At 44.2% G+C, this 19,313-nt stretch carries 23 protein-coding genes; 7 read left to right on the plus strand and 16 right to left on the minus strand.

All coding sequences use genetic code 11. The features are described from left to right. Positions 1 to 151: 151 nt before the first annotated feature. The 4 genes from P9J64_15110 to P9J64_15125 all read right to left on the minus strand — a co-directional run bounded on the left by P9J64_15110 (position 152) and on the right by P9J64_15125 (position 3,619). Complete coding sequence (locus tag P9J64_15110) at positions 152 to 592, minus strand: VOC family protein (protein MDG5469650.1); 441 nt, start codon at positions 590 to 592, stop codon at positions 152 to 154. A 550-nt stretch (positions 593 to 1,142) separates the two neighbouring features. After that, positions 1,143 to 2,246 carry a serine/threonine-protein kinase gene (locus P9J64_15115; protein MDG5469651.1) on the minus strand — a complete coding sequence of 368 codons (1,104 nt, stop codon included), beginning with the start codon at positions 2,244 to 2,246 and terminating at the stop codon, positions 1,143 to 1,145. Between the two features lie 125 nt (positions 2,247 to 2,371). Further along, positions 2,372 to 2,974, minus strand: coding sequence for a hypothetical protein (locus P9J64_15120; GenBank protein MDG5469652.1), 603 nt, complete (start codon positions 2,972 to 2,974; stop codon positions 2,372 to 2,374). A 228-nt stretch (positions 2,975 to 3,202) separates the two neighbouring features. Continuing rightward, the gene (locus P9J64_15125; GenBank protein ID MDG5469653.1) at positions 3,203 to 3,619 is read right to left on the minus strand and encodes a hypothetical protein; all 417 of its coding nucleotides are present in this window, start codon (positions 3,617 to 3,619) and stop codon (positions 3,203 to 3,205) included. 697 nt (positions 3,620 to 4,316) lie between these two features. Here P9J64_15125 and P9J64_15130 point away from each other — a divergent pair. From P9J64_15130 to P9J64_15150, 5 genes are all read left to right on the plus strand, one after another. Next, positions 4,317 to 5,222: a hypothetical protein gene (locus P9J64_15130; GenBank protein ID MDG5469654.1), complete on the plus strand. Its 906-nt coding sequence runs from the start codon at positions 4,317 to 4,319 to the stop codon at positions 5,220 to 5,222. A 176-nt stretch (positions 5,223 to 5,398) separates the two neighbouring features. Beyond that, entirely contained in the window at positions 5,399 to 5,911 is a 513-nt protein-coding gene (locus P9J64_15135; protein MDG5469655.1) for a hypothetical protein, read from the plus strand. Next, on the plus strand, positions 5,908 to 6,915 hold the full coding sequence (locus P9J64_15140) for a hypothetical protein (GenBank protein MDG5469656.1): 1,008 nt from the start codon (positions 5,908 to 5,910) through the stop codon (positions 6,913 to 6,915). Before P9J64_15135 ends, P9J64_15140 begins: the two co-directional genes overlap by 4 nt. Beyond that, positions 6,905 to 7,195 (plus strand): hypothetical protein, encoded by a 291-nt coding sequence (locus P9J64_15145; GenBank protein MDG5469657.1) that lies wholly within the window; start codon positions 6,905 to 6,907, stop codon positions 7,193 to 7,195. The genes P9J64_15140 and P9J64_15145 overlap by 11 nt, the downstream gene beginning before the upstream one ends. A gap of 20 nt (positions 7,196 to 7,215) precedes the next feature. Beyond that, entirely contained in the window at positions 7,216 to 7,584 is a 369-nt protein-coding gene (locus P9J64_15150; protein ID MDG5469658.1) for a hypothetical protein, read from the plus strand. 240 nt (positions 7,585 to 7,824) lie between these two features. Here the strand turns inward: P9J64_15150 and P9J64_15155 are convergent, their stop codons facing one another. Genes P9J64_15155 through P9J64_15170 form a run of 4 tightly spaced genes read right to left on the minus strand, consistent with a single transcriptional unit; the run spans position 7,825 to position 9,086 of the window. Next, the gene (locus tag P9J64_15155; GenBank protein ID MDG5469659.1) at positions 7,825 to 8,004 is read right to left on the minus strand and encodes a hypothetical protein; all 180 of its coding nucleotides are present in this window, start codon (positions 8,002 to 8,004) and stop codon (positions 7,825 to 7,827) included. Then, positions 8,001 to 8,414 (minus strand): hypothetical protein, encoded by a 414-nt coding sequence (locus P9J64_15160; GenBank protein MDG5469660.1) that lies wholly within the window; start codon positions 8,412 to 8,414, stop codon positions 8,001 to 8,003. Before P9J64_15160 ends, P9J64_15155 begins: the two co-directional genes overlap by 4 nt. Before the next feature lie 13 nt (positions 8,415 to 8,427). Further along, entirely contained in the window at positions 8,428 to 8,691 is a 264-nt protein-coding gene (locus P9J64_15165; protein MDG5469661.1) for a hypothetical protein, read from the minus strand. Next, positions 8,688 to 9,086, minus strand: a complete 399-nt coding sequence (locus tag P9J64_15170; protein ID MDG5469662.1) for a hypothetical protein — start codon at positions 9,084 to 9,086, stop codon at positions 8,688 to 8,690. The genes P9J64_15165 and P9J64_15170 overlap by 4 nt, the downstream gene beginning before the upstream one ends. 653 nt (positions 9,087 to 9,739) lie before the next feature. Between P9J64_15170 and P9J64_15175 the strand changes: the two genes are divergently transcribed. Continuing rightward, positions 9,740 to 10,627 carry a response regulator gene (locus tag P9J64_15175; protein MDG5469663.1) on the plus strand — a complete coding sequence of 296 codons (888 nt, stop codon included), beginning with the start codon at positions 9,740 to 9,742 and terminating at the stop codon, positions 10,625 to 10,627. Between the two features lie 15 nt (positions 10,628 to 10,642). On the opposite strand, the gene P9J64_15180 is transcribed toward P9J64_15175, so the two are convergent. The 4 genes from P9J64_15180 to P9J64_15195 form a co-directional block, all read right to left on the minus strand. Beyond that, positions 10,643 to 11,839 (minus strand): tyrosine-type recombinase/integrase, encoded by a 1,197-nt coding sequence (locus P9J64_15180; protein MDG5469664.1) that lies wholly within the window; start codon positions 11,837 to 11,839, stop codon positions 10,643 to 10,645. A gap of 231 nt (positions 11,840 to 12,070) precedes the next feature. Beyond that, positions 12,071 to 13,243, minus strand: a complete 1,173-nt coding sequence (locus P9J64_15185) for a DGQHR domain-containing protein (protein ID MDG5469665.1) — start codon at positions 13,241 to 13,243, stop codon at positions 12,071 to 12,073. Beyond that, positions 13,243 to 13,863: a hypothetical protein gene (locus P9J64_15190; GenBank protein ID MDG5469666.1), complete on the minus strand. Its 621-nt coding sequence runs from the start codon at positions 13,861 to 13,863 to the stop codon at positions 13,243 to 13,245. Before P9J64_15190 ends, P9J64_15185 begins: the two co-directional genes overlap by 1 nt. A gap of 16 nt (positions 13,864 to 13,879) precedes the next feature. Next, on the minus strand, positions 13,880 to 14,704 hold the full coding sequence (locus tag P9J64_15195; protein MDG5469667.1) for a Dam family site-specific DNA-(adenine-N6)-methyltransferase: 825 nt from the start codon (positions 14,702 to 14,704) through the stop codon (positions 13,880 to 13,882). Between the two features lie 274 nt (positions 14,705 to 14,978). On the opposite strand from P9J64_15195, the gene P9J64_15200 reads away from it, so the two are divergent. Then, positions 14,979 to 15,449, plus strand: a complete 471-nt coding sequence (locus P9J64_15200; GenBank protein ID MDG5469668.1) for a hypothetical protein — start codon at positions 14,979 to 14,981, stop codon at positions 15,447 to 15,449. A 309-nt stretch (positions 15,450 to 15,758) separates the two neighbouring features. Here the strand turns inward: P9J64_15200 and P9J64_15205 are convergent, their stop codons facing one another. The 4 genes from P9J64_15205 to P9J64_15220 form a co-directional block, all read right to left on the minus strand. Next, positions 15,759 to 16,133: a hypothetical protein gene (locus P9J64_15205; GenBank protein ID MDG5469669.1), complete on the minus strand. Its 375-nt coding sequence runs from the start codon at positions 16,131 to 16,133 to the stop codon at positions 15,759 to 15,761. A gap of 268 nt (positions 16,134 to 16,401) precedes the next feature. Further along, positions 16,402 to 16,803 (minus strand): C-GCAxxG-C-C family protein, encoded by a 402-nt coding sequence (locus P9J64_15210; protein ID MDG5469670.1) that lies wholly within the window; start codon positions 16,801 to 16,803, stop codon positions 16,402 to 16,404. A gap of 103 nt (positions 16,804 to 16,906) precedes the next feature. Then, complete coding sequence (locus P9J64_15215; GenBank protein MDG5469671.1) at positions 16,907 to 17,719, minus strand: DUF4405 domain-containing protein; 813 nt, start codon at positions 17,717 to 17,719, stop codon at positions 16,907 to 16,909. Between the two features lie 708 nt (positions 17,720 to 18,427). Beyond that, positions 18,428 to 19,021: a rhodanese-like domain-containing protein gene (locus P9J64_15220; protein MDG5469672.1), complete on the minus strand. Its 594-nt coding sequence runs from the start codon at positions 19,019 to 19,021 to the stop codon at positions 18,428 to 18,430. Positions 19,022 to 19,313: the final 292 nt, after the last annotated feature.

A 19,313-nucleotide genomic window follows, 5' to 3' on the forward strand; every position in this document is an offset into this window, starting at 1 on the left:
AGCCAAACCCAATAGGCCTTTGAAATGAAGCCTCCCTACCTCGGAAGGTTATTAGCCAGAGCAAATAATTATACCCTAAAATTAGGCATGCATTTCTGACACACAGAGAAATTCTCAGTACCCCTGACTTATGAAAAAAGCCCACGGGTTTTCATGAGTCAAGGAAACAAGGTAGAGCCCTTTCCCCATCAGAGTAATAGCGGACTTCAATCGTATTCCCTTCCGGGTCCCTAAAATAAATTGACGTGCCAGTCCCATGTGCTCCCCAGCGTTTGACTGGCCCTTCCTCAATAACAACGCCTTGCTCATTGAGCCTTGCCTGAAGGGCTTTTGAACCAGCTTCGTCAGTCGCAAAGCAGAAGTGGTTGAGGTTGGGACGACAGACTTCCTCTGGATTGGTTTTCTCCCACATTTTTTTCGGGAAAAGGTCGATGATGCTGTCGGTAGAAAGCCTTACAGAGGGAAAGGGAACCTGCCCCGCAGTAAACTCCTCCAGCCTCTCGCCTGGCAATTGCAGAACTTCAGTATAAAACTTGACCATTTTATCAATGTCGACAACGTTAATGACAATATGATCGAATATGAACTCCATGCCGATTCCTCCAGTGTCCGTAAAAGTTTAGAGTACGAACTCAAATAAGACATTACCGATATTCTTTAAGGGATGGTTACAGGCCAATTATACTTGGTCGTATGTTGAGGTCAAAGTGGGGGGGGTACTGTAAATCCTCTCGCAACTAATTCACAGTGGCTTTTCGACAGAAATGCGGAATTATTGCTGACCCTGCATTGTAATAAAAAAAGCCCCACAATCCAGGAGGGGGAGAGTGGGGCAACGGGTTTCTATGGGTTTTTAGGAGGTAAAAATGAAGAACTATGTTCTGTTGTTTGATATCTTACCTTTTTAGTCAGACATGTCAAGAGAAAAAACACCCCTTTAATTGAAGTTTATATGAGGCAGGTGCGCTACCAGGCTGCGCTATCGCTATAAGTCAATGATAACGGTGGTTTGATGTGCTTTTGTGTTGTATAGCTCATCGTCATAGCGCACAGGTTCCCGAAGCAGAATCGTTCGTTCTGCTCACTGTGCGTCCAGGCTGCGGAACATCCCGTGTCGTTCTTGTATTTATCTCGTGGGAGTACTATTCGGAAGAAAAGTCCATTGTCGTAATGATTTGACTAATTTCAGTTTTGAACATGTCTATTGTCAACGTTGGTTTGTACCCCTCTTGTCGAAGTGCAGAAGCTATGCAGATGACTAAGCTGGAATCTAAATGTTGTATACCCATATTGGGGATATCCTTTTGTTCAGAACTCCGGCCTAATACCTTAGTGGGGTTTCCTTCTTCTCTAATTTTGTCTGGTAGCCCATTCAACATGTGAGTCAATGTAACGGCAAGGGAGTATACATCACTCTTCTCATCTGCTGGCTCATTAGCAGTTAAAGCAGGGTCTGTGTAAGGAAAGCTTACTCTCATATCGTCAGGGCCAATAATTTCTCCGAAGTATCTAGCAGTCCCGAAGTCAATTATGATGGGTTCTCCGGCATCATTGATTAAAATATTGAGCGGCTTGATGTCACAGTGAACAATCTTGTTTTTGTGTAACCCTGCTATGCCGTCACACAATTGAAGAATAATAGTAAGAGCCCGCTCAACTTCCAGTTGCCCCTCTGCTAGCAAAATGTCATGTAAGCTTCTTGAGGTGCCTAGATAATCCTGCACAATAAATGCGCCTTGTTTGTTTGATAACCAATGAACTTCATGGATCTTGATCAACCCATGCAAATTGTAGCTTTTTAGCTTTTTACATATTTCAAGTTCTCTTCTTATGAATTGATTTGCAGACTTATCTCGTACATCCAGTTTGAGTAACTTCAACACTACTTCTCTGTGAGGGGTGGCCGCTTCATCCCATGCAACATACACACTAGTTAGTCCCTCTCTGGAAAGGTTTGCTTTAATTTGAAAGCGGTCTAAATATTTAACACCGTTATTTAGGGCAGGCAGCCTTAGGTCATTTTCGTCCCCAGAAAGCTCTTCTTCCTTTTTCCCTAATTGGTAATATCTCTTTGTGTGTAAACAAGCGATCAATAGTGCGACAAGGACGGGACAGCCATAAAGAGCTCCCCAATAAGGACCAACAATTTTTTTGAAGGTAGATCCCTCAAAATAGGTGAATATTTGAAGTATCGACCAGAGCCCTGTAACAGTAGAAAAATACGTAGCGGCCGAGACCTTGGCCATTCTGGAGATACTTTGTTTGACTAATATACTTGCCATTTGATTGACTACTTCTGCAATTCAGGGAGTATGGTGAAGTAAGTTAATATACCTTTAGTATAAATATGCTATCAATAACAAAAGCATATTTAGCCAGAGCTCCCATCTATATCGAGATCTCCAGGGAACCAGCCATACTGGTTTTTCAGGCCATGTTTCTCTAAGCAATAGAGGGGACACTCTGAAAGAGTTCTCCCTAACAATCCATCCTCGCTATTTTCTGGTGACTCTTTGAAGATGCGGTTGATGTTGTGCTTACATTCGTTCATCTCATCTATTTGACCTGACTCTTCATAGAGTTCAATCAGTATTTTGTAAACCTCAATGGCGTCTGCATTTTGGCAGTCTGTTTCGTACATATTTGCAATGATATGCAAATTTTCAGGGATATTTGGAATGGCCTTGTTCATCAGTATCCTTGCTCTAACTATCCCAGCGCTGTATCGGAGGTTCTCATAATCAGGGACCAAACCTGAGTAGAGATTGTAGGCCTTGTTATTTTCACCGTGGTACAAATATATGTCGGCAAGTTTTCTCCTGATTTGAAGATGCTCCGAGCGTAAAGCGACATATTCTTCTAAGGCCTCAATCATCTTGGCGACGTTTCTCTCTTCAGAGTGCTGCTGGGCGAGAATAAGGAGTCTCTTGTGTGGATTTTCAGGAAGGATTGAAATGTAGTTAGATTGAGTCATTTGAAAAAACCTCTTAATCCATAGATTTTTCTCCATGCGCTGGGGCATGTTTTGAGACTAAAGTGCGCTACCAAGATGCGCTATATCATCAAAATATGGTCATAGCGCACCTGTTCCCGAAGCAGAAGCGTTCGCTCTGCTCACTGTGCGCCAACGTACCAGAGAGGACGTCATCCAGGGGGCGTTCTTGGAGGGGTCTCTACTCAATGTGGAATTGTACTCTATTTACTAAAATACCTTTGCGCTCACTTTGCAAGAGCCCTCAAACCAGCCTCCGTATGAACTTCTGTTGAGTCCTCCAGAGTTATCTATTATTGTTTCAATAGGCCTTTCTTCGCCTTCAAATAAAGCATGCATTTTAATCCTAGTGTCCTCGACTATCAACTTAAGGGCAATGTTTTTGCCCTCTTCCTGATGGATAGTTTCTTCTTCAGTATAAACCCTTCCAAAATTAGATTTCACTTTGATAACTTTGTCATCTAATTTTGTTATGGTGAAACCAAAATTTGATTTGCTTCCTGTGCCCGAGGATCTAATTGGGCTTACGAATATAGCTTCGCATGATAAATACTGCTCAGTTTCTTTAGGACCACAGCCAATCATCATCAAAGCAAGGAGTGTTACGGCAATAGTCGTTAGTTTCATTGAAGAATCCTCCAGAAATTGAGCGTTAAGGTGTGATGGGGGCAGAGTTTTTGTCTTGACGCCCTAAAAAAACCGCCAGAGGTCAGCATGTAGCCGACAACAGCGGTCAGATGGTTGGTTCAATATCGTCCTGCAAGAAAGTTGATCATTCCATCCCCCATGGAAGACAACAAATAAGACAAAACTAATCTATGCCAACTAGGTTCTTAAGTAAAGTTATTCGGAAGTTTACCGAAGGCACATATCTCGAGATTTCCCCTGCAGGCGCATCCGCTCTCATCATAACTCCTTAGAACAATAGCAACTTTTCGAAGCGCCTGCCGAATGCACGCAAACACATCCTCGCCGGCATGCACATTTACGAGCTTCTCGTCGTCTCATAGACCTGCGCCAGACGTCTGGGATGGGTAGGGCCATGGGGCTGTCACGGTCGGGCCATAGGTGGTCGGTCAGGGGCAGAGGTGGCGAGTTGGGAGTGGCGGCCTAATGGTGAAATTTCATCAGGACAGTTTGATGGCGACGGGTCGTCAAGTGCGGCGGGTTGTCACAACAATTTTTTCATGGGATGATCTTCTGTCACTACATCAGAAAAATTTTCAAAAAGACTCGACGCTCGACATCATTTCCGCTCACTTGCACCAATTGTTTCAACGTAGAATTGTCTGGCTGAACAAGTAAATACGACAGGAGTCATGTCATGGCTAAACCAAAAATACCGACGATTTCCATCGAAGCAGCAGTCGCCCGAATGATCAATCTAGATTTACTCCCAGCTGATGAAACTCCATATGATCTTTATGATTACTTAGAAATATTGTGCGACCATGCAGAAGAGAGGTACAAAAATGCTCGTGGTAAAACCTCTGAAGAACGTCTGAGGACGTTAGAACTTCTCTGGATCGCTTGCAGAGAAAGACTCAAATTCGCTTTGTGCCTTCAGCAAGCCCTAGAACAAGCTGTTAAATTCCCCGTTCGTCATAGGATTGAGGTCGTGGCTCAAGCAGAGGGCAGGCCTCTATTGAATGTGAAAAACGTATCTAACTGGGCTAAATTATATTTTCGTACGTATATTACTGATTGGAAACCCGTTCAAACATCAGCAAGAAAAATCACAAGCTGGGAAGACTGCCAGATTAGAATAAACAAAAACTTTAAGATCTCATTGTTTAACAAGGGATATTATCAAAAGGTTCTGTCATTCCAAGATGTCGGCCTGTGGAGAAAGAAAGATAATTCTCTAAACAAAACAGGAGAGATATTAATATGGCTGAGTCGAAAGAAGCCAACATCTGACTTCATCAGCGATAAGTCGCATGGTACTAAACACGGTGTTATCCCCAAGGACATAACCTTACTTAGAAAAGCTCTGAAAGATTTAACCGGACTGACAGATGATCCGTTCTTTCCCCTGCATGAAGAAAATAATTACATGCCACGTTTTAAAATCATCGATGACAGACGTAACGCCGCTGAACGGGCAAAGCTGATTTCTAGACATTATGAATACGATGATTCTCTAGCCCATGGCGAAGCCAAAGATTTTGATGATGAAGATGACGAGGCTGGCACACTAATAAGAAAAGCAGAAGACGATTACCGGTAACAAAGACTTTTGAAGGTTTTTTTGTAAAAATTTTCTTAGTAATAACAGATAGCTACAAACCATCTCATCCGTATCTCGTTACTAGTAACGCATTACTAGTAGGAGATGTGGATCTGGGCATGGGGCTCTATCTGGTTTTCTCCTGACAAAAAGCTCTAGCTAATAGGAGGTAAACCATGAAAGAGCTTGAACCACAAGTTGTTGAACTCCCCGGTGATGTTCTCTCGTCACCACAAGTCGTAGCCTGTAGGGACAGGCCTACAATCACACAGAAGTTCCCAGACAACCTTCCAGCTGAGTTGAACCTAGTGCTCGGACAAACGGGAAATGCCTACGCCATCATGAAGGATGCAGGCAACCCTTATGTTTTGGCTGTTGGGAGCAAGCAACTTAACAACCTCATCCGGGTCAATGCCCAACGGCACAACATTAACCTCCGACAAGCCGACATCAGGGATATCAATCATTCACTTCAAGCGCATGCTGAATCAGCTGGCATATGTCGAGAGGTTTGGTACCGAACCGCGCCCATTGAAGGCGGTATCGAGATTGACCTGGGCGACAGTAAGCACACGCACGTCAGAATCACTGCCGGGGAAGTGGAGATCGTCAAGGAAGATTCTACAACTCTGTTCTTCCGCACGCCATCAACACTGCCAATGAGTATGCCTGCGGAGGTCAGTGAATGAGAACACTGCGTAAGTATCTCAATATGCGCGAGGTATTGAAGATGTTGGTGGTTGCCTGGATCAGTTACACGTTGGCGCACCCGAAGATTCCATCGACTAACTATCTGATACTGCTTCTGGTCGGCGGGCAGGGGAGCGGCAAGTCGTTTCTGTGCAATCTACTTTTGAAGCTGATTGATCCGAGTAGAACAGGTGTCCAGGTACTGCCCAAAAACGTGAAAGACCTTGCGATCTCGATGCAGAACTCGCACCTGCGATGTATCGACAATACCCGTACTGTCAGCTCAACTATGTCTGACTATCTCTGCATGACCTCAACGGGTGGGACATTGAATACAAGGCGCCTATACACGGACGATGAGGAGCAGAGCATCAATCTGCACGGAGGGTTAGTGATCAACGGCATTGGAAATATTGTCGAGCAGCCCGACCTGCATCAACGCAGCCTGACGATAGAACTGCAGCCGATATCAGAGGTCCAGAGAAAATCAGAGACGGAACTGCTGAGAGAGTTCGATGCCGATCTGCCGGTGATTATGCGTGAGCTTTTCGGGTTGATTGCAAACATCTTTAAATATCTACCCGAAGCGGAAGTCAGTCACCCTGAGCGGATGCTGGATTTTTGCCGGTGGCTTGCTGCGATGGAAGTGATTTCTGATGCTCCTAAAGGGGCCTACCAAATGGAGTACAGCAACGTCATCAATCAGGGCCAGCTCGACAGTCTGCAAAGCTGCTTACTTGCCTCAGAGGTTCTTGACTTTGCGGAAACATTAAAATCTGCAGGATGGGTCGGGACTCCTGCTGAACTGCTGGAGGATCTGAACGCCACAGTTGGCCGAAACACTCAGAGGTCGAGGGAGTGGCCGCAAAATCCGATTGCATTATCGAAGCGGTTATTACCACTTCAGGCCGGACTGCTGACGCAGGGGGTCTCGGTGACATTCACACGGGGGAAACACAGGACCATAGCTATTACTGTTCTTGGAGGTAAAAATGAAGACTGAAATCATGATTGTTTTAGATGAAGATTACACCGTACATAAAGGTTTTTATGACCGGATAAAGCACGAAATCTTAGATGGCTTGCATGTACTACAGCCCAACGTTGAATACACTGCGGAGAAACTTTGCGGCCCCATGCTTTGGGGTTCATTGAAGAGGGGTGAGTCGCCGCTGGCAGGTCGCTGTATCGCGGACATGGTTCGTAAGGGTGTTTTGCCGCTACAGTTTGTTGGGTGCGAACACCTGTCCCCTAAACGTTACATACTCAATTCAATTAACTAATTTTTGAAAGGAAGAAACTAATGCAACGACAAGAATGGCTTAACATTGATTATATTTTGGAAAGAGTGAACTGGCATTTGAGCAACCACGCGTATGAGTTGATAAAGCCGTACCGGGGCAAAGGGATTTGCTACAAAGAAGGAACGTTTTGGCTGGTTGATCTGTTCGGAGACATCATCCTTGAAGACGTTGATCTTTCCGAGTTTGGCGAAGGGTATAATCTGCTCAAGACGGCAGAGTCCCACGAATTTGAGGAGTTTATCGCCAATGTGTGCGACGGCCTGTTAATCAAGGCAGGACATGATTTTGAGTCAAGCGACTGTGATGTCTGTGATGATCTGCGAAACTCGGCGGGTATTCGGATTGACGACATAGCTTCAGGCGACTAGGCCAGGACCCGACGCTTCGGCGCTGCCCCTAAAATCGTAAGTCTTTGATTTTTATGGGATGGCGTCGAGGCGTCGAGTGCGACAGGTGTTTTGAAAAGTTTTTTGTGATGTGTACCGACTCCCTTGCCCCGCATTTGTTGTGGGATTTTTTTTGGCGTTCGATCGACGCACCCGACGACTTGTCGCCCTGCCATAGTTTTCATGGGCTTACGGGCGACAGGCCAGGGTCAGGTCGTCGAGTCACCCCTGCCGCCACCTGTAAACACCGTAGCCAATCCCGGCAACAGTCCCGATCACCAGAAACGGAATAGGGTAAAAATAGGATGTTGCTGCGATAGCAACGATTGAAAAAATTCGAGTATTCTTGAACATCAAACAAAGGCCTACAGCCACAGCAATAGGAACCAGTTTCTCTATCATTTTGAGGCCTCCTTCTTGCTTGCCTTCTTCGTAGTGGTCTTGGTGGCTTTAGTAAGTTTGTTCAGTTCTTCTATGAAGGGTTTTGTATCCTTCTTCATGTATTGCCGCTTCTCACAGACGATCAATCCCTCTTTCTTCAGTGCCGCTCCAAGGAATCCTGTGTTGTTGATGCTCTGCCCACAGTAGACAGTCTTGAATACACTCAAGCTGAAGGGCTCTTTTGCTTCCTGGAGACACTTGAGTATGTCGTCCAGGGGAACCCAATGGTCACAGAAATGACCGGATCCTGTGTTCTCGGTGATACGGAACATGATGGTCTTGTTGTGGTACCCGAATTCATAGGCCAGTTCAGAGCGTACCGACAGAGAAGGGCATGTGCTTTTCCTCAAGATACGTATCTCTTCAGACATAGTTTTTCTCCTTTCATATAAGATGCTCATATATTCGTTGTCTCAGTTCTTCAGGTAGCCATGCTTCATCGGGGATCATGAACTCGATGGCAAATTCGTTATTTGTCAGGTACAAACAATGAAAAAGGCCGCCCTTCAGGACGACCCCTTCACATCGATTGATGATGTCCACCCATTCACCTTGTACCTCCAATAGCTCCAATGGCCTGTCCAGGTCAGTCTCTTCAACCTTAACGATATAGCCCTCCAATCCGTTAGGTTGTTTTAGTATTTTCATAGCGTCACCTCCTTAATCTGTGACAAAGGCAATAGCGCCCCTGCTGCTTCCCTGAGAATGTTACGTAGGAATGGATCCAACCACGGCTCATCTGGAACAATCACCGCGACAGTCCTTGAATCATCAAGCTGAAAAACCAACTCGAAAGTAACTTGAGCGCCATCAGCAAAAGCTGAGCAATATTCAAAATTTGGTAGCTCATCATCGAATAGTCCATCGACTCCAATCTCCTTTATGTGGGTTATGTCATCACCTTCCTGCATGACGACTATCCAGCCATCTATGTCTGCTTGGTATCCTTGGCTTCCGCAGAACTGAATTCCTCGGATATACGCTAGGGTGGGTATGGTGTCTTTGTGATCCAATACGTCTTGCAATGACTTGAGCCTTTTCATGTGTCCTCCTGAAAAAAGAAAAGGCCTGCCCCTTGAGAGGAACAGGCCATGTAGTGATATTATTGAAGCTATGAAGGGGTGCGCTTTATGAGAATGATGCTGATACTTCTTGGGGCTTCTGCTTTTGTCTATTTCGTGACAGGGATCAAGGGCAGGTTTACGGTGAGGAAAAGGATCTACTTCGCTATGGGAACCTACGTTGTTGTGTATTTGATAACCATGACTTTGGTCTTTCTCAGAGGGGATCTCTGATTACATCATTCTGCGTCTGTTTGACCTAACCACCGACAGCCCTATCAATGACTCCCGCCATGTTGTCAGTGGAAGTCTGCAAACTATCATCCGCCATATGGGCATATCTCTGAGTCCTGCTGAAGTCATTGTGACTTATCTGGATGATGATGTGTTCTTGTACTTCGGGGTTATAGCCATTATCCATGAATTGTAGTGACCGTATGATGACTACTTCGGGGGTGGTGCCCCGAAGGCTCAGGGTTTGTTGTATGGATGTGAGCCTGACCATGTGATCCTCCTGAAAAAAGAAAAAGGCCCACCCCGATATGGGATGAGCCGATTGTGAATTGCTCTGTGACTGTTATGCTTTGTCTTGGCTAGAGGAAAGGATGATCCCGTGTATGGGAAAGGGGGGAAGGATGCATGATATCGTTCGCTGGTTGATAGGTGTTGAGGCTACAGCCTCCAACTTATATGCAAAAGCGGCAGTAGTTTTCCGTGAAGATGATGATTTTTCCCGGTTTTTATCAATAATGTCTGTTGAAGAAAAGGAGCACGAACAACTGCTTCAGAAAGCAAGTGCCTCCATCTCAGACATAAAAATGAAGAAGGCTAGCTTTTCCCTCGATGGAGTTTTCCGTAGGAAAATAGAGGCCCCTTTTACTCGTGCCTGGCAACTTTTGAGATCGGGTGAATTAACCAAGGAAACGATGGTGGACATACTTGCGGAGGCAGAATTTTCTGAATGGAATGAAGTCTTTCTTTACGCCATAGACACTTTGAATGCTGCGGATGTTGAATTTCAGAAGGCCGTATCAGAAGTTGACCAACATAGGATAAACATCCAGCAATACATTTCATCGCTACCTGATGGGGAAAGCCTTGTCCAAAGGGCCAAAAGAATATCCCAGCCTGACAGTAAACGTGTTTTGATAGTTGAAGACAATCACTCAGTTGCACGCATGCTTGAGGCCTTGGCTGTAGATGATGTTGAAGTGGTTATCGCCAGAAACGGGGAAGAGGGTATCTCTCGCATTCAGCAGGGACGCTTCGACTTGATTGTCTCGGACATAGAAATGCCGAAAATGAACGGTATCGAAATGTACATACAAGCTTTGGAAGTAGACCCCACTTTGTGTAGCAGGTTCATCTTCTTCACCGGCACTGACAAACAGGAGCATTTAGATTTTGTCAGGGCCACGAATACTTTTATGTTACCAAAACCATCTCCGGTGAGAGTGATATGTGACATGATGAATGACGTTCTAGACTCAACTACAGTTCCACAGGGCTCTACTTTCCATTGAAAATAAATGTAGGGGTTACCCGTCCACTACCCTATCAATGACTCCCGCCATGTTGTCCGTGGCTGTCTGCAAACTGTCATCAGCCATATGGGCATACCTCTGCGTCATCGAAACGTCACTGTGACCCAATAGCTTGCTGACATCGTAGAGACTCGCCCCTCCTTGTAAAGCCAACGTAGCAAAGCTGTGTCTCAGGTCGTGCACTCTCAGACCGCTAATCCCGGCTGCGTCACAAGCCTTTCCGAATGGTGTCCTCAGGTCATATATGTACGGCCTCTTGGTCCCCTGTTTAGTCGGGAACAGATACTCACTTTCCTCGGTGCGTGGTGAGTTGCTTTTGTTCTTCTTTAGTTCTTTGATCACCGCTATGGCCCTGTCGTTAAGTATGATCGACCGAGACTTACCATTCTTTGTGTCAGGCAGAAACAGCCTCTTCTCATTCAGCTTCAGTTGGTCGTATCGTAATGATGTGATCTCTCCTCTTCGTCCTCCAGTGAAAAGAAGTAGCTTGATGGCCGCTTTGGATAGTCCGTCTTCCAAGTCATCTAGAGCCTTCAAGAATCTCGGCAACTCCTCCTTGGTTAGGTAGCGTTCTCTGTGAGGCTTCTCCTTGAACCGATCCAGGCCAGTTGCGGGTGACTTTTCGAGCAGGCCCCACTTGACGGCCAGGTTGAACATCCTCTTCAGCAGGGTCGCATAGTGATTGGCCGTTGTTGATGACGTTCTTTCTTTCTGTTGTGTCAGGAACGTTGATATGTCTCTTGCCGTAATCGATGACAACCGATACTTCCCAAAAGCGGGGATGATCTGCCCTTCAAGTTTATAGACGTCCTCTTGCCATGTCTTCTTGTGTTGCTTTGCGTGGGGAATGTAGAAGTCTGCAACGAAAACTGAAAAGGTGAGATCGTTGGTCTTTTGGGAACGTTCATCACTGGGATCAATCTGTCTGGACAATAGGGACTTGTGCTCGCTTACCCTCTGACGTGCATCCTGGATGGTGACGTGAGGGAACTCCCCTATGGTCAGGCATTTCTTCCGGCCCATATAGCGGTATCTATGTTGGAAGAACTTGCGTCCTCCCTTACTGACCCTCAACTTCAAACCAATACATTCTGCATCCGAGTATTCGGCTTCACGGCTTTTGCTGTCGGGATCGTGTGGTGAAATTGCTTCGATGGCTCTCTTGGTGAACGGAAATCGTTTACTGGACATAGTGGTCCTCCTTTGATTGAATTTTTGGTGCACAGATTAGGGTATTCTTTGCGTTGCTGACGGGGGTGCTCTGTTTTGCTGGGATTCTGAAAAGCTGGTTAGCGAGTCCGGTCCTATTCCGGTCCTGAGATGAAAATTTGGGGGGTGGGGAGGGGAGTCAGAATTGTGGAAATGAAAAAGCCCCAACCGGGGATGGCTGGGGCGTGAGTTTGAGTCCCTAATTAAATAGGTTTAGTTCTTTTTGTCCATGGGTTGGTTGATTTTTGTTTGCTCCGTTAATGTTTTGAATAATAGACTTTCACCGCTACTTCCCGGTGCAAAATTTTCAACATTAAAGTCTGCATCTTTAATCGTTATATCATCAAGAACAGTTTTAAAGTCCTCTGTTGTAGGCACTTTCCCCGGGTTGAATTTGTTGTTATACAGAAATAAAAGATAGCGCATTAAAGCTCGATACCCATTTGTCTTGTTGAGCATTACACCCTTATCTCTTGATGCCCATGCTGTTGACCATTTTCCTTTGACAGCTGAAAAGTAGTTCCAAACAATATCTGTGATTTCAAAGTCTTTCTCATCAACAAACATGTGTTGAAATGGATGTCTACTTAATAGCTTTGGGTCAATCTTGCTTGGTTTTTTCTTGCGCAGATAACGATCTCGGTCTTTCATCGGATCAGCCGAAATCATTTTAAGTAGAGGTTGGATAAATGTTGCTTGAGTTAATGTTTCTTCAGAGCGCCCAGGGGTTGCAACCCCAAGGCGCTTTATCATTTTATAAAATGGGCTATCAGGGTCTCTATCAAGGGTTACTGTAATAATGTGACAAGTTTTCTGCGGGCTTCTTGATTTCGTCAAATCATATAAATCATAAGCTAAGCTTTTGTTTACTTTTGTTTGGGCTAGGTTGACAGTTGAGAAAATGTTCCCCTGGTCTGCAATATCTATGTCTACAAAAATGCTAACGTTGACTTCAAAGGTTTCTTTAACACCTTTAAGACCGGCTAAACGATGTTGCCCATCAAGTACTCGGGCAATTCTTTTATATATGACATTATCTTCTTCGTCGATGTCGTCAACGTCGTCAACGTAATTTTTGATCGTCATTACGCTAGTATCTTCGTTTAACTCGATGCATCTGTTTGGAATAGCAATGATTATTCCGGTAGGGAAGCAAGCATCTAAGGTCCCAACATAGTTTGTTATTTCTTTGACACGGTTTTTATTTAATGGCCTTTGAATGCCGAGGTATCGTTCAACATCACGTTCTTCCATTAATACACGCCGCACATCAAAATCAGTTATGTCTACAAGTTGTTGAGCCGGTATAGAGGCTATGTAAAAATCACCAATGGGTTGAGATACTTTTAGATAATTGACGTCAAAGCTCCTCGTCTTTTCTTCCATTATTGCCCCCTATGTGTCTTGTAGCTTCGTTGATAGGATTTTTGTTCAGTCCTCTGTTCTCTTGAGGGGTCCAACAGGATCCTGTCATGTTCATACGCCATAGCTGGGAACAAAATTAATAAGGATGCAGAATAGAAGCATAAGGTAACAATTAAGAATGAAGGCTCTGCAGAGTAATGGTTTTCGCGTGAGGCAAAGAATAAATCTGCAGCAATAAAATTTATCAAGACAGCAAAGATAATTTGTGGGCGGACCCAAGGGAAAGGTTCTCTTTTTTGAATGAAGGATTTAAAAGCAAGATATAAGGTTGGACCAAGAAGTGCCGCCGAATACATGAGTAATTCGGCATTTGAAATTGCATCAATGATGGCACTCCAATAAATCTCAAGGAAATTAATTTCTGCCGGACGGTTTTTCTCCGGTAAGTCGAGCAATTTATAGTACTTGTTTGAAGCGACCCTCAAGCCACTAAACCAGATAGGGAGTGTTGAAAAAATTAGTGTGAGGACCATTTCAATGGTAGCTTCTTTTTGTGCTTTAAAGCTTGTTTTGGTCAGGTTCCCTATAATTGGGACCCTGCTAAAACACCATAGAAAAATTTTCTTTATCCCTAAAAGCAATGTTTTATCCCCCTAGCTAACTGGTAATTAATAATTCTTGTACTGCGCCCCGATATTCTTTCTTTCCAGAAAGGACACTGGCCCTAGAAATATCCTGTAGATTGAAGTGTCTACTATATAATTCTCTTACCGAGCCGTGGTTTGCGTTAGTTAGTATTATCTTTGCTCCCCTGTTTTTGGCTTTCAGCGTGGCGTCTCTCAATCTAATCTGGTCTTTCCAACTAAAAATGTGTTCATTATATTTTAAAAAGCCGTTGTTGTTGTGGTTTGCCGTGTATGGTGGATCAATAAAAACTAAGTCTCCTTCTACTGTGCTGTCGATCACTTTTTCAAAGTCACCATCTTCTAATTGTGCTCCATGAAGTAAATTTGCTATTTCTGCAAAGTTGTCAGTATCTAATAAAACTTTGTCCTTAGTCCCTTTCGGAACATTGAAATCGCCTTTTAAATTCACCCTATAAAGTCCATTCCAGCAAGTCCTATTTAAATAAATAAATTGTGCAGCTTTTGAAAATTGGTTCCTGCACTTTTTTGCTCTCATCTCATAATAATATTCTTTAGAGTGCTTTTTACTGTGTGCGTTTAAAAGGTAAAGGACTCTGCTATGGTCGTTTTTAATGGCTCTATACACATCTATAAGAGCTTTGTTTTTGTCATTAAGTATCGATGTAGTGGGATTTACATGAAAAAAAACAGCACCACTCCCTAGGAATGGCTCAACATATCTATTAAACCCAGTATCGAGAAGGTCATCACGAAGTTTCACAAGCCATCTTTTGCCTCCTGCCCACTTAAGGAAAGGTGCTATTTTACCGTTTTGGGTAGTCATGTTTGATTTCATGTTTATTGAGTTACCAGTGTATATAACGTGATTGACTGCAACAGTAGGCGATCTTAGTATGTTCAGTAGGTTATATCATTTACGTGATTTCCCTGTTAGCAAAAAAAAAGCCCCAAAGTAGCCCCGGAGAAGAAACCCCGCCCCGGATCACCAAAGAGATCACTCCTTGAACACTCAAATTGTCTCTTTGGAGATTGATTCGAACCGGAATAGGGCCAGGGCTCCAAAGCTGCTATAGTAAGTATGACAAATATTAAAACATAGACGGTTTTTTATGACTCCAAAGGAACAAAAAGGGAAACAGAAAAGCTCGCCCTGGCAAAAATTACCTGAAACGACTAGAAAGCGGTTGATCTGGTGGATATGGCTGACAATATGGCTTGTTTTGTTAGCAGGGCTCTACGATAGATATTTCTATCAATGGGTTGTTATCTTGTCGGCATTTCACTCTTTGTTTTTTCTGTGGCTCTTTAGTTTTCAATTCAAACCACTTCCTGTTCAAGTTCGACTGGCCTATTTCATCTGGGTTTTTGTAGGAACGTATATCCCTGGCTTCCTTTTTCTGATGTACATCACTACCGTCGGCTTGGCTGCAAACCTCTTCTTGAATTATTGCCCTTTGGCTAGATTGTTGCTTTTGTTGCCCTGGAATCGTTCTGAATCTTTATCGATCGGTTTTCTTAAAGAAGTTTTTTTCAGCCCCCCGACTGCAGGCAGGTTTGTTCCTCGAAAGCGTGACCATTGAGTATTTAGTCCCCGCCCCAGACTTCCCACTCGCCCCGGATCTGCCCCAGAATAGCCCCGGAGACAAAACCCCGCCCCGGAACACACAAACGCTACGTTCCTGAACACTCAAATTGTCAGTTAGAGATGTAATTCGGCCCTGAGATGAAAGTTTTGGGGGATGGGGAGGGGAGGCCGAGTGGTGGAAATGAAAAAGCCCCAACCGGGAATGGCTGGGGCTAGTGTCCTTATGCAGGGTCTCTTGTTGGAGGCCAACCCCGCTGGATGACGCTCACGTGTGATGTCTTTGGGTCGCTCAAAAGTTTAGACTCTACCCTGTATATAGATTTGGCTGACATGTCTCTTGGTCATTGTTGAAGTGGTTTTGTTCTGTTAAGTGCCTTTGGTCGCGCTTGAAGCTTGGCATAAACAAGGAGACAAGGAAATGAGACAGAAGGACAGCACTGGTTAAAGCATAGATATATCTAGGTAGAAAACCATCAGTATACATTCCAAAAATCAACATGAAGCCAAATAGAAAAAATCCTGTTGCTGCAGGCAAATAGAACCTTAGCTTTTTCTTTTTGATTGTGGGTTCTTCTCCGAAATGACAAGTTTTACCACATTCCCAGCAAAGCCTAGCTCCATACACGAAACTTACAAACCCGGTAACAAATGATATTACGCCTATCCAAATTTCAATCATGCCGCTCTCCGTATATTATTTGAAAATATGGATACATTAATACCGCTTTTGAGTAAAGAATTTTAATGTTTGCGGGGCGTTTAAGTCCTGTTTGTTGAGATGGAATGGTCTGGATTCAATGGTCCTTTTTTGCGTGGGTTTTTGTCGTACAGTTTAAGAAATCCTTTGGGTCGTTAGTTGAATGATTGTTTTTTCTCTGGGATGTTAACAAGTCAGTTTAGGCTGTCTTGCCCATGGGAGAACATTAGGGTGGGAGTAGTTGCGCTATTTAGAGGAGCTTAGAAACAGTTTTTGCAGTCTCTTCTGTAATCCTACGGCAATTGTTTCGGTGCTCTTTACTTTTCCATTTGAGCCCACGTGAGAGGGCGACACAGCATGTTGCCCCTTGGTCTTTTCTAAAATGATCAATTAACTCTCCAGATTTGTTGCCTTTGCCGTTTAGGCCCAAAGCCATCAGTCCCCCGGTGATTGCTCCACATAGACACTTCCTGTCACTAATCCCACCACCAAAAGCTTTCGCCATTTTCATGATGTCCTTGTCGGTTCTGCCTGTCGTGGCTTGAAGTACGGCTTGTGTGCAGTTCAGCCCTTTTGCAAACAGCTTTCCAGCTTTTTGGCCTGGACAAATAGGGCTCATCTCGGGTCTTTTGCTAAGAATTTTGAAAATCATAACAGTTCCGTGTTGGCTGAGAATGGAAATTTCCAGGCAAGCTCATAGAAAAGCCCCAACATGGTTCGTCTGGGCGAACATTAACAGTATTGTTTGAGAAATGTTACAGATGGTTTCGAATAAGTTCGTAAGTGGCAAAAGGATCTATCCCAGCAAGATTCGCAACTTCCTTGATGCTCATGGTCTCTTTCGCCGAGATCCCGTTGTCAGCAAGGATGGAGAGAACAGACTTTATGCTGACAGAGTATTCTTGGCATAGATCAATTAGTGGTCGCATCCCTAGGCCTGCAGGAGGCTGTTTGGGAAATGTTTTAATGCGCTCATGAAGTGGTGAAATTGCCAAGTAGATGTCGTTTGGTGAGACATAGTTCAAGCTTGCTATTTCTTTGAGTGTCTGGCCGCTGTTTTCAAATGAGATGCCAGAATTGTTCAATCGCTCTATGCTTTGAAAAAGGTCCAGTTCCATTTTGTTGGAAAACGTTTGAAAAGAAGATAGTTCTGCATGACCATAGGGCGGTTCACCATAGAATGCGTTAGCTTTGGAACTGATATCTTCACCCCATTGGAGGATAGAAGAAAATGGTGGGATCCCATAGAGCGTACCAGCTGAGAATGCCAGAGTAAGGAACAGGGCGACATTGAATTCTTTTGTGAAGAGCCTGAACTCCTTTGCCTTGTTTTTCATGTATGTTGCTATGGCTTTCCAGTTGTAATAGGTGTGAGCCAAAATGGTAGCAAAAAACAGAAATCCAAGATTGATGTGCAAATCACCCCATTGTGTTTTGGTGAGCCCCCACAGGTGGTAGTCTGCCCAATAGGCAACCCTGCCAGCAGGGATGATGTAGAGAATTATGCTTGTGAGCATCAAGAGGATGAAACTCAGCAATGCTGTCAGTGAAATAGTTTTACGAATCATTATGCAGCCTCTTTGATTGGCCAACTCAAGACACTATTGTGAGGACATGAGTTGATACATTCAGAGCATTTGATGCAATCTTTTTCCTCGGATTTTCCTATGTGGCGGTAACGAGCAACCTCTAGTTTCATTGGGCAGCTCTTTTCACAGAGGCCACACGCTTTACAAGTTGATGAAACCTGCAAAGGATATTTGCCTTTCCCTGCCGTGCTTGCAAGTGTCCCTACAGGGCAAATTGAACACCAGCTTCTTGCACTGTATCTGGCCCCTAGGCCAATAGCAGCAATTGTTGTCACTACACACATTTGCCAAAAGACAATTCCCCAGTGATCAAAGCTTGTAGGATTTTGAAAGAGGCGAAAAACCATAAAGCCCATTAATGCCGATAGTATTGTCCAGCGAAACATTCCACTTTTGAGGACACGAGGAAATTTTCTGTCCCCTGCGACAAATGAGAACCAAGAATCAAGAAAGCTACCTCTAGGGCATGCATTGCCACATACCCATCTGCCTTTCATGAACCCACCAATTATTCCAGCTGTCATTACTGCGGGGACCACAAATCCCAAAAGAGGATATCTCCACCCTAGGGCAATTACGGCAACCATGATCAAGCCAAGTAGCCACTTATAATTTGAATTTCTACTAACTTTTGTACTCAGTGTTTGTGTTGTCGCGTGTGTGTACATTTGAGCCTTTTCTTGTTGATTATTTATAAGAAGTTAAATACATCTTCTCTTTGTTTAGTTTGTAGCTCCACGGTAAGCCGGCATTTTTCCATCCATTTTTGAGCCGCCAATTCTTTTTGTCACCTTCCTTGACAGTCCCCCCCTCAAAGCCATCAGTAACAACGTAAACATTTGTATACCCTTTTCCCTCAAGGCGTTTTGTGGCAGGTGCGCCTCGAGTTCCGCCAGATCTGCACATAATGACCACGGGTACATTTTTATTGAGTCTTCTTGCCTCTAAAGCCGCTTCAATATCTTTCTCAAAATTTAGGTTCTCTACCATTTGAAAAACAGGCTTCTTGGTGTTCCATTCTGTTCTGTCTGCAAACTTAAAAGGAATATTTATGTCTACGACGTCAGTAAAGCCTGTGAACATTATTTCGATTGGATCGCGCACATCAACAAATAACATTTGCTTCCCGAGACGCTGTTTCATCTCGTAAGTTTCCTCAGAAGTTAGATAAAGTCCCCAAGGTGTCTGCTTGTTTGGATCCGTTGGGGCGTTAGCAGAATGCGCAGCGCCAACAAAAGAGTAGACGCACAAAACCATCATCAATGCTAAGTTTACTTTCATACAATTACTCCCTCGCCTTTACAAAATTGTTTGTCAAAAAAACACCTGCTGCTAATTAGGAAAAGGGTGCGGTCGCAGAGTGAAGAATTACGTTCTTGTGCTTATATATAACTTAACTAAAACAAGGCTCAGGAACGTATCATTGCAATATGCGGATGTCAATATGTGTTAGGCGTTTTTTCTAGATTAATTCTCTGGGGAAATATGTTTTCCCCAAAATGACGCTCCGTACCCGATCCGCCCCAGAGGAGCCCCGGATTAGAAACCCCGCCCCGGAGCATGCAAACACTCA

The sequence above is a fragment of the Deltaproteobacteria bacterium IMCC39524 genome (assembly GCA_029667085.1).
In the GTDB taxonomy this organism is placed as follows: Bacteria; Desulfobacterota; Desulfuromonadia; order Desulfuromonadales; family BM103; genus M0040.

Coding starts and splice junctions, on each gene's coding strand:
- P9J64_15115 (MDG5469651.1), bottom strand. CDS start 2,246: ATGGCCAAGGTCTCGGCCGCTACGTATTTTTCTACTGTTACAGGGCTC.
- P9J64_15165 (MDG5469661.1), bottom strand. CDS start 8,691: ATGAAAATACTAAAACAACCTAACGGATTGGAGGGCTATATCGTTAAG.
- P9J64_15205 (MDG5469669.1), bottom strand. CDS start 16,133: ATGATTGAAATTTGGATAGGCGTAATATCATTTGTTACCGGGTTTGTA.
- P9J64_15130 (MDG5469654.1), top strand. CDS start 4,317: ATGGCTAAACCAAAAATACCGACGATTTCCATCGAAGCAGCAGTCGCC.
- P9J64_15150 (MDG5469658.1), top strand. CDS start 7,216: ATGCAACGACAAGAATGGCTTAACATTGATTATATTTTGGAAAGAGTG.
- P9J64_15185 (MDG5469665.1), bottom strand. CDS start 13,243: ATGGAAGAAAAGACGAGGAGCTTTGACGTCAATTATCTAAAAGTATCT.
- P9J64_15135 (MDG5469655.1), top strand. CDS start 5,399: ATGAAAGAGCTTGAACCACAAGTTGTTGAACTCCCCGGTGATGTTCTC.
- P9J64_15200 (MDG5469668.1), top strand. CDS start 14,979: ATGACTCCAAAGGAACAAAAAGGGAAACAGAAAAGCTCGCCCTGGCAA.
- P9J64_15215 (MDG5469671.1), bottom strand. CDS start 17,719: ATGATTCGTAAAACTATTTCACTGACAGCATTGCTGAGTTTCATCCTC.
- P9J64_15195 (MDG5469667.1), bottom strand. CDS start 14,704: ATGAAATCAAACATGACTACCCAAAACGGTAAAATAGCACCTTTCCTT.
- P9J64_15210 (MDG5469670.1), bottom strand. CDS start 16,803: ATGATTTTCAAAATTCTTAGCAAAAGACCCGAGATGAGCCCTATTTGT.
- P9J64_15160 (MDG5469660.1), bottom strand. CDS start 8,414: ATGTCTGAAGAGATACGTATCTTGAGGAAAAGCACATGCCCTTCTCTG.
- P9J64_15180 (MDG5469664.1), bottom strand. CDS start 11,839: ATGTCCAGTAAACGATTTCCGTTCACCAAGAGAGCCATCGAAGCAATT.
- P9J64_15175 (MDG5469663.1), top strand. CDS start 9,740: ATGCATGATATCGTTCGCTGGTTGATAGGTGTTGAGGCTACAGCCTCC.
- P9J64_15125 (MDG5469653.1), bottom strand. CDS start 3,619: ATGAAACTAACGACTATTGCCGTAACACTCCTTGCTTTGATGATGATT.
- P9J64_15145 (MDG5469657.1), top strand. CDS start 6,905: ATGAAGACTGAAATCATGATTGTTTTAGATGAAGATTACACCGTACAT.
- P9J64_15120 (MDG5469652.1), bottom strand. CDS start 2,974: ATGACTCAATCTAACTACATTTCAATCCTTCCTGAAAATCCACACAAG.
- P9J64_15110 (MDG5469650.1), bottom strand. CDS start 592: ATGGAGTTCATATTCGATCATATTGTCATTAACGTTGTCGACATTGAT.
- P9J64_15170 (MDG5469662.1), bottom strand. CDS start 9,086: ATGAAAAGGCTCAAGTCATTGCAAGACGTATTGGATCACAAAGACACC.
- P9J64_15140 (MDG5469656.1), top strand. CDS start 5,908: ATGAGAACACTGCGTAAGTATCTCAATATGCGCGAGGTATTGAAGATG.
- P9J64_15220 (MDG5469672.1), bottom strand. CDS start 19,021: ATGAAAGTAAACTTAGCATTGATGATGGTTTTGTGCGTCTACTCTTTT.
- P9J64_15155 (MDG5469659.1), bottom strand. CDS start 8,004: ATGATAGAGAAACTGGTTCCTATTGCTGTGGCTGTAGGCCTTTGTTTG.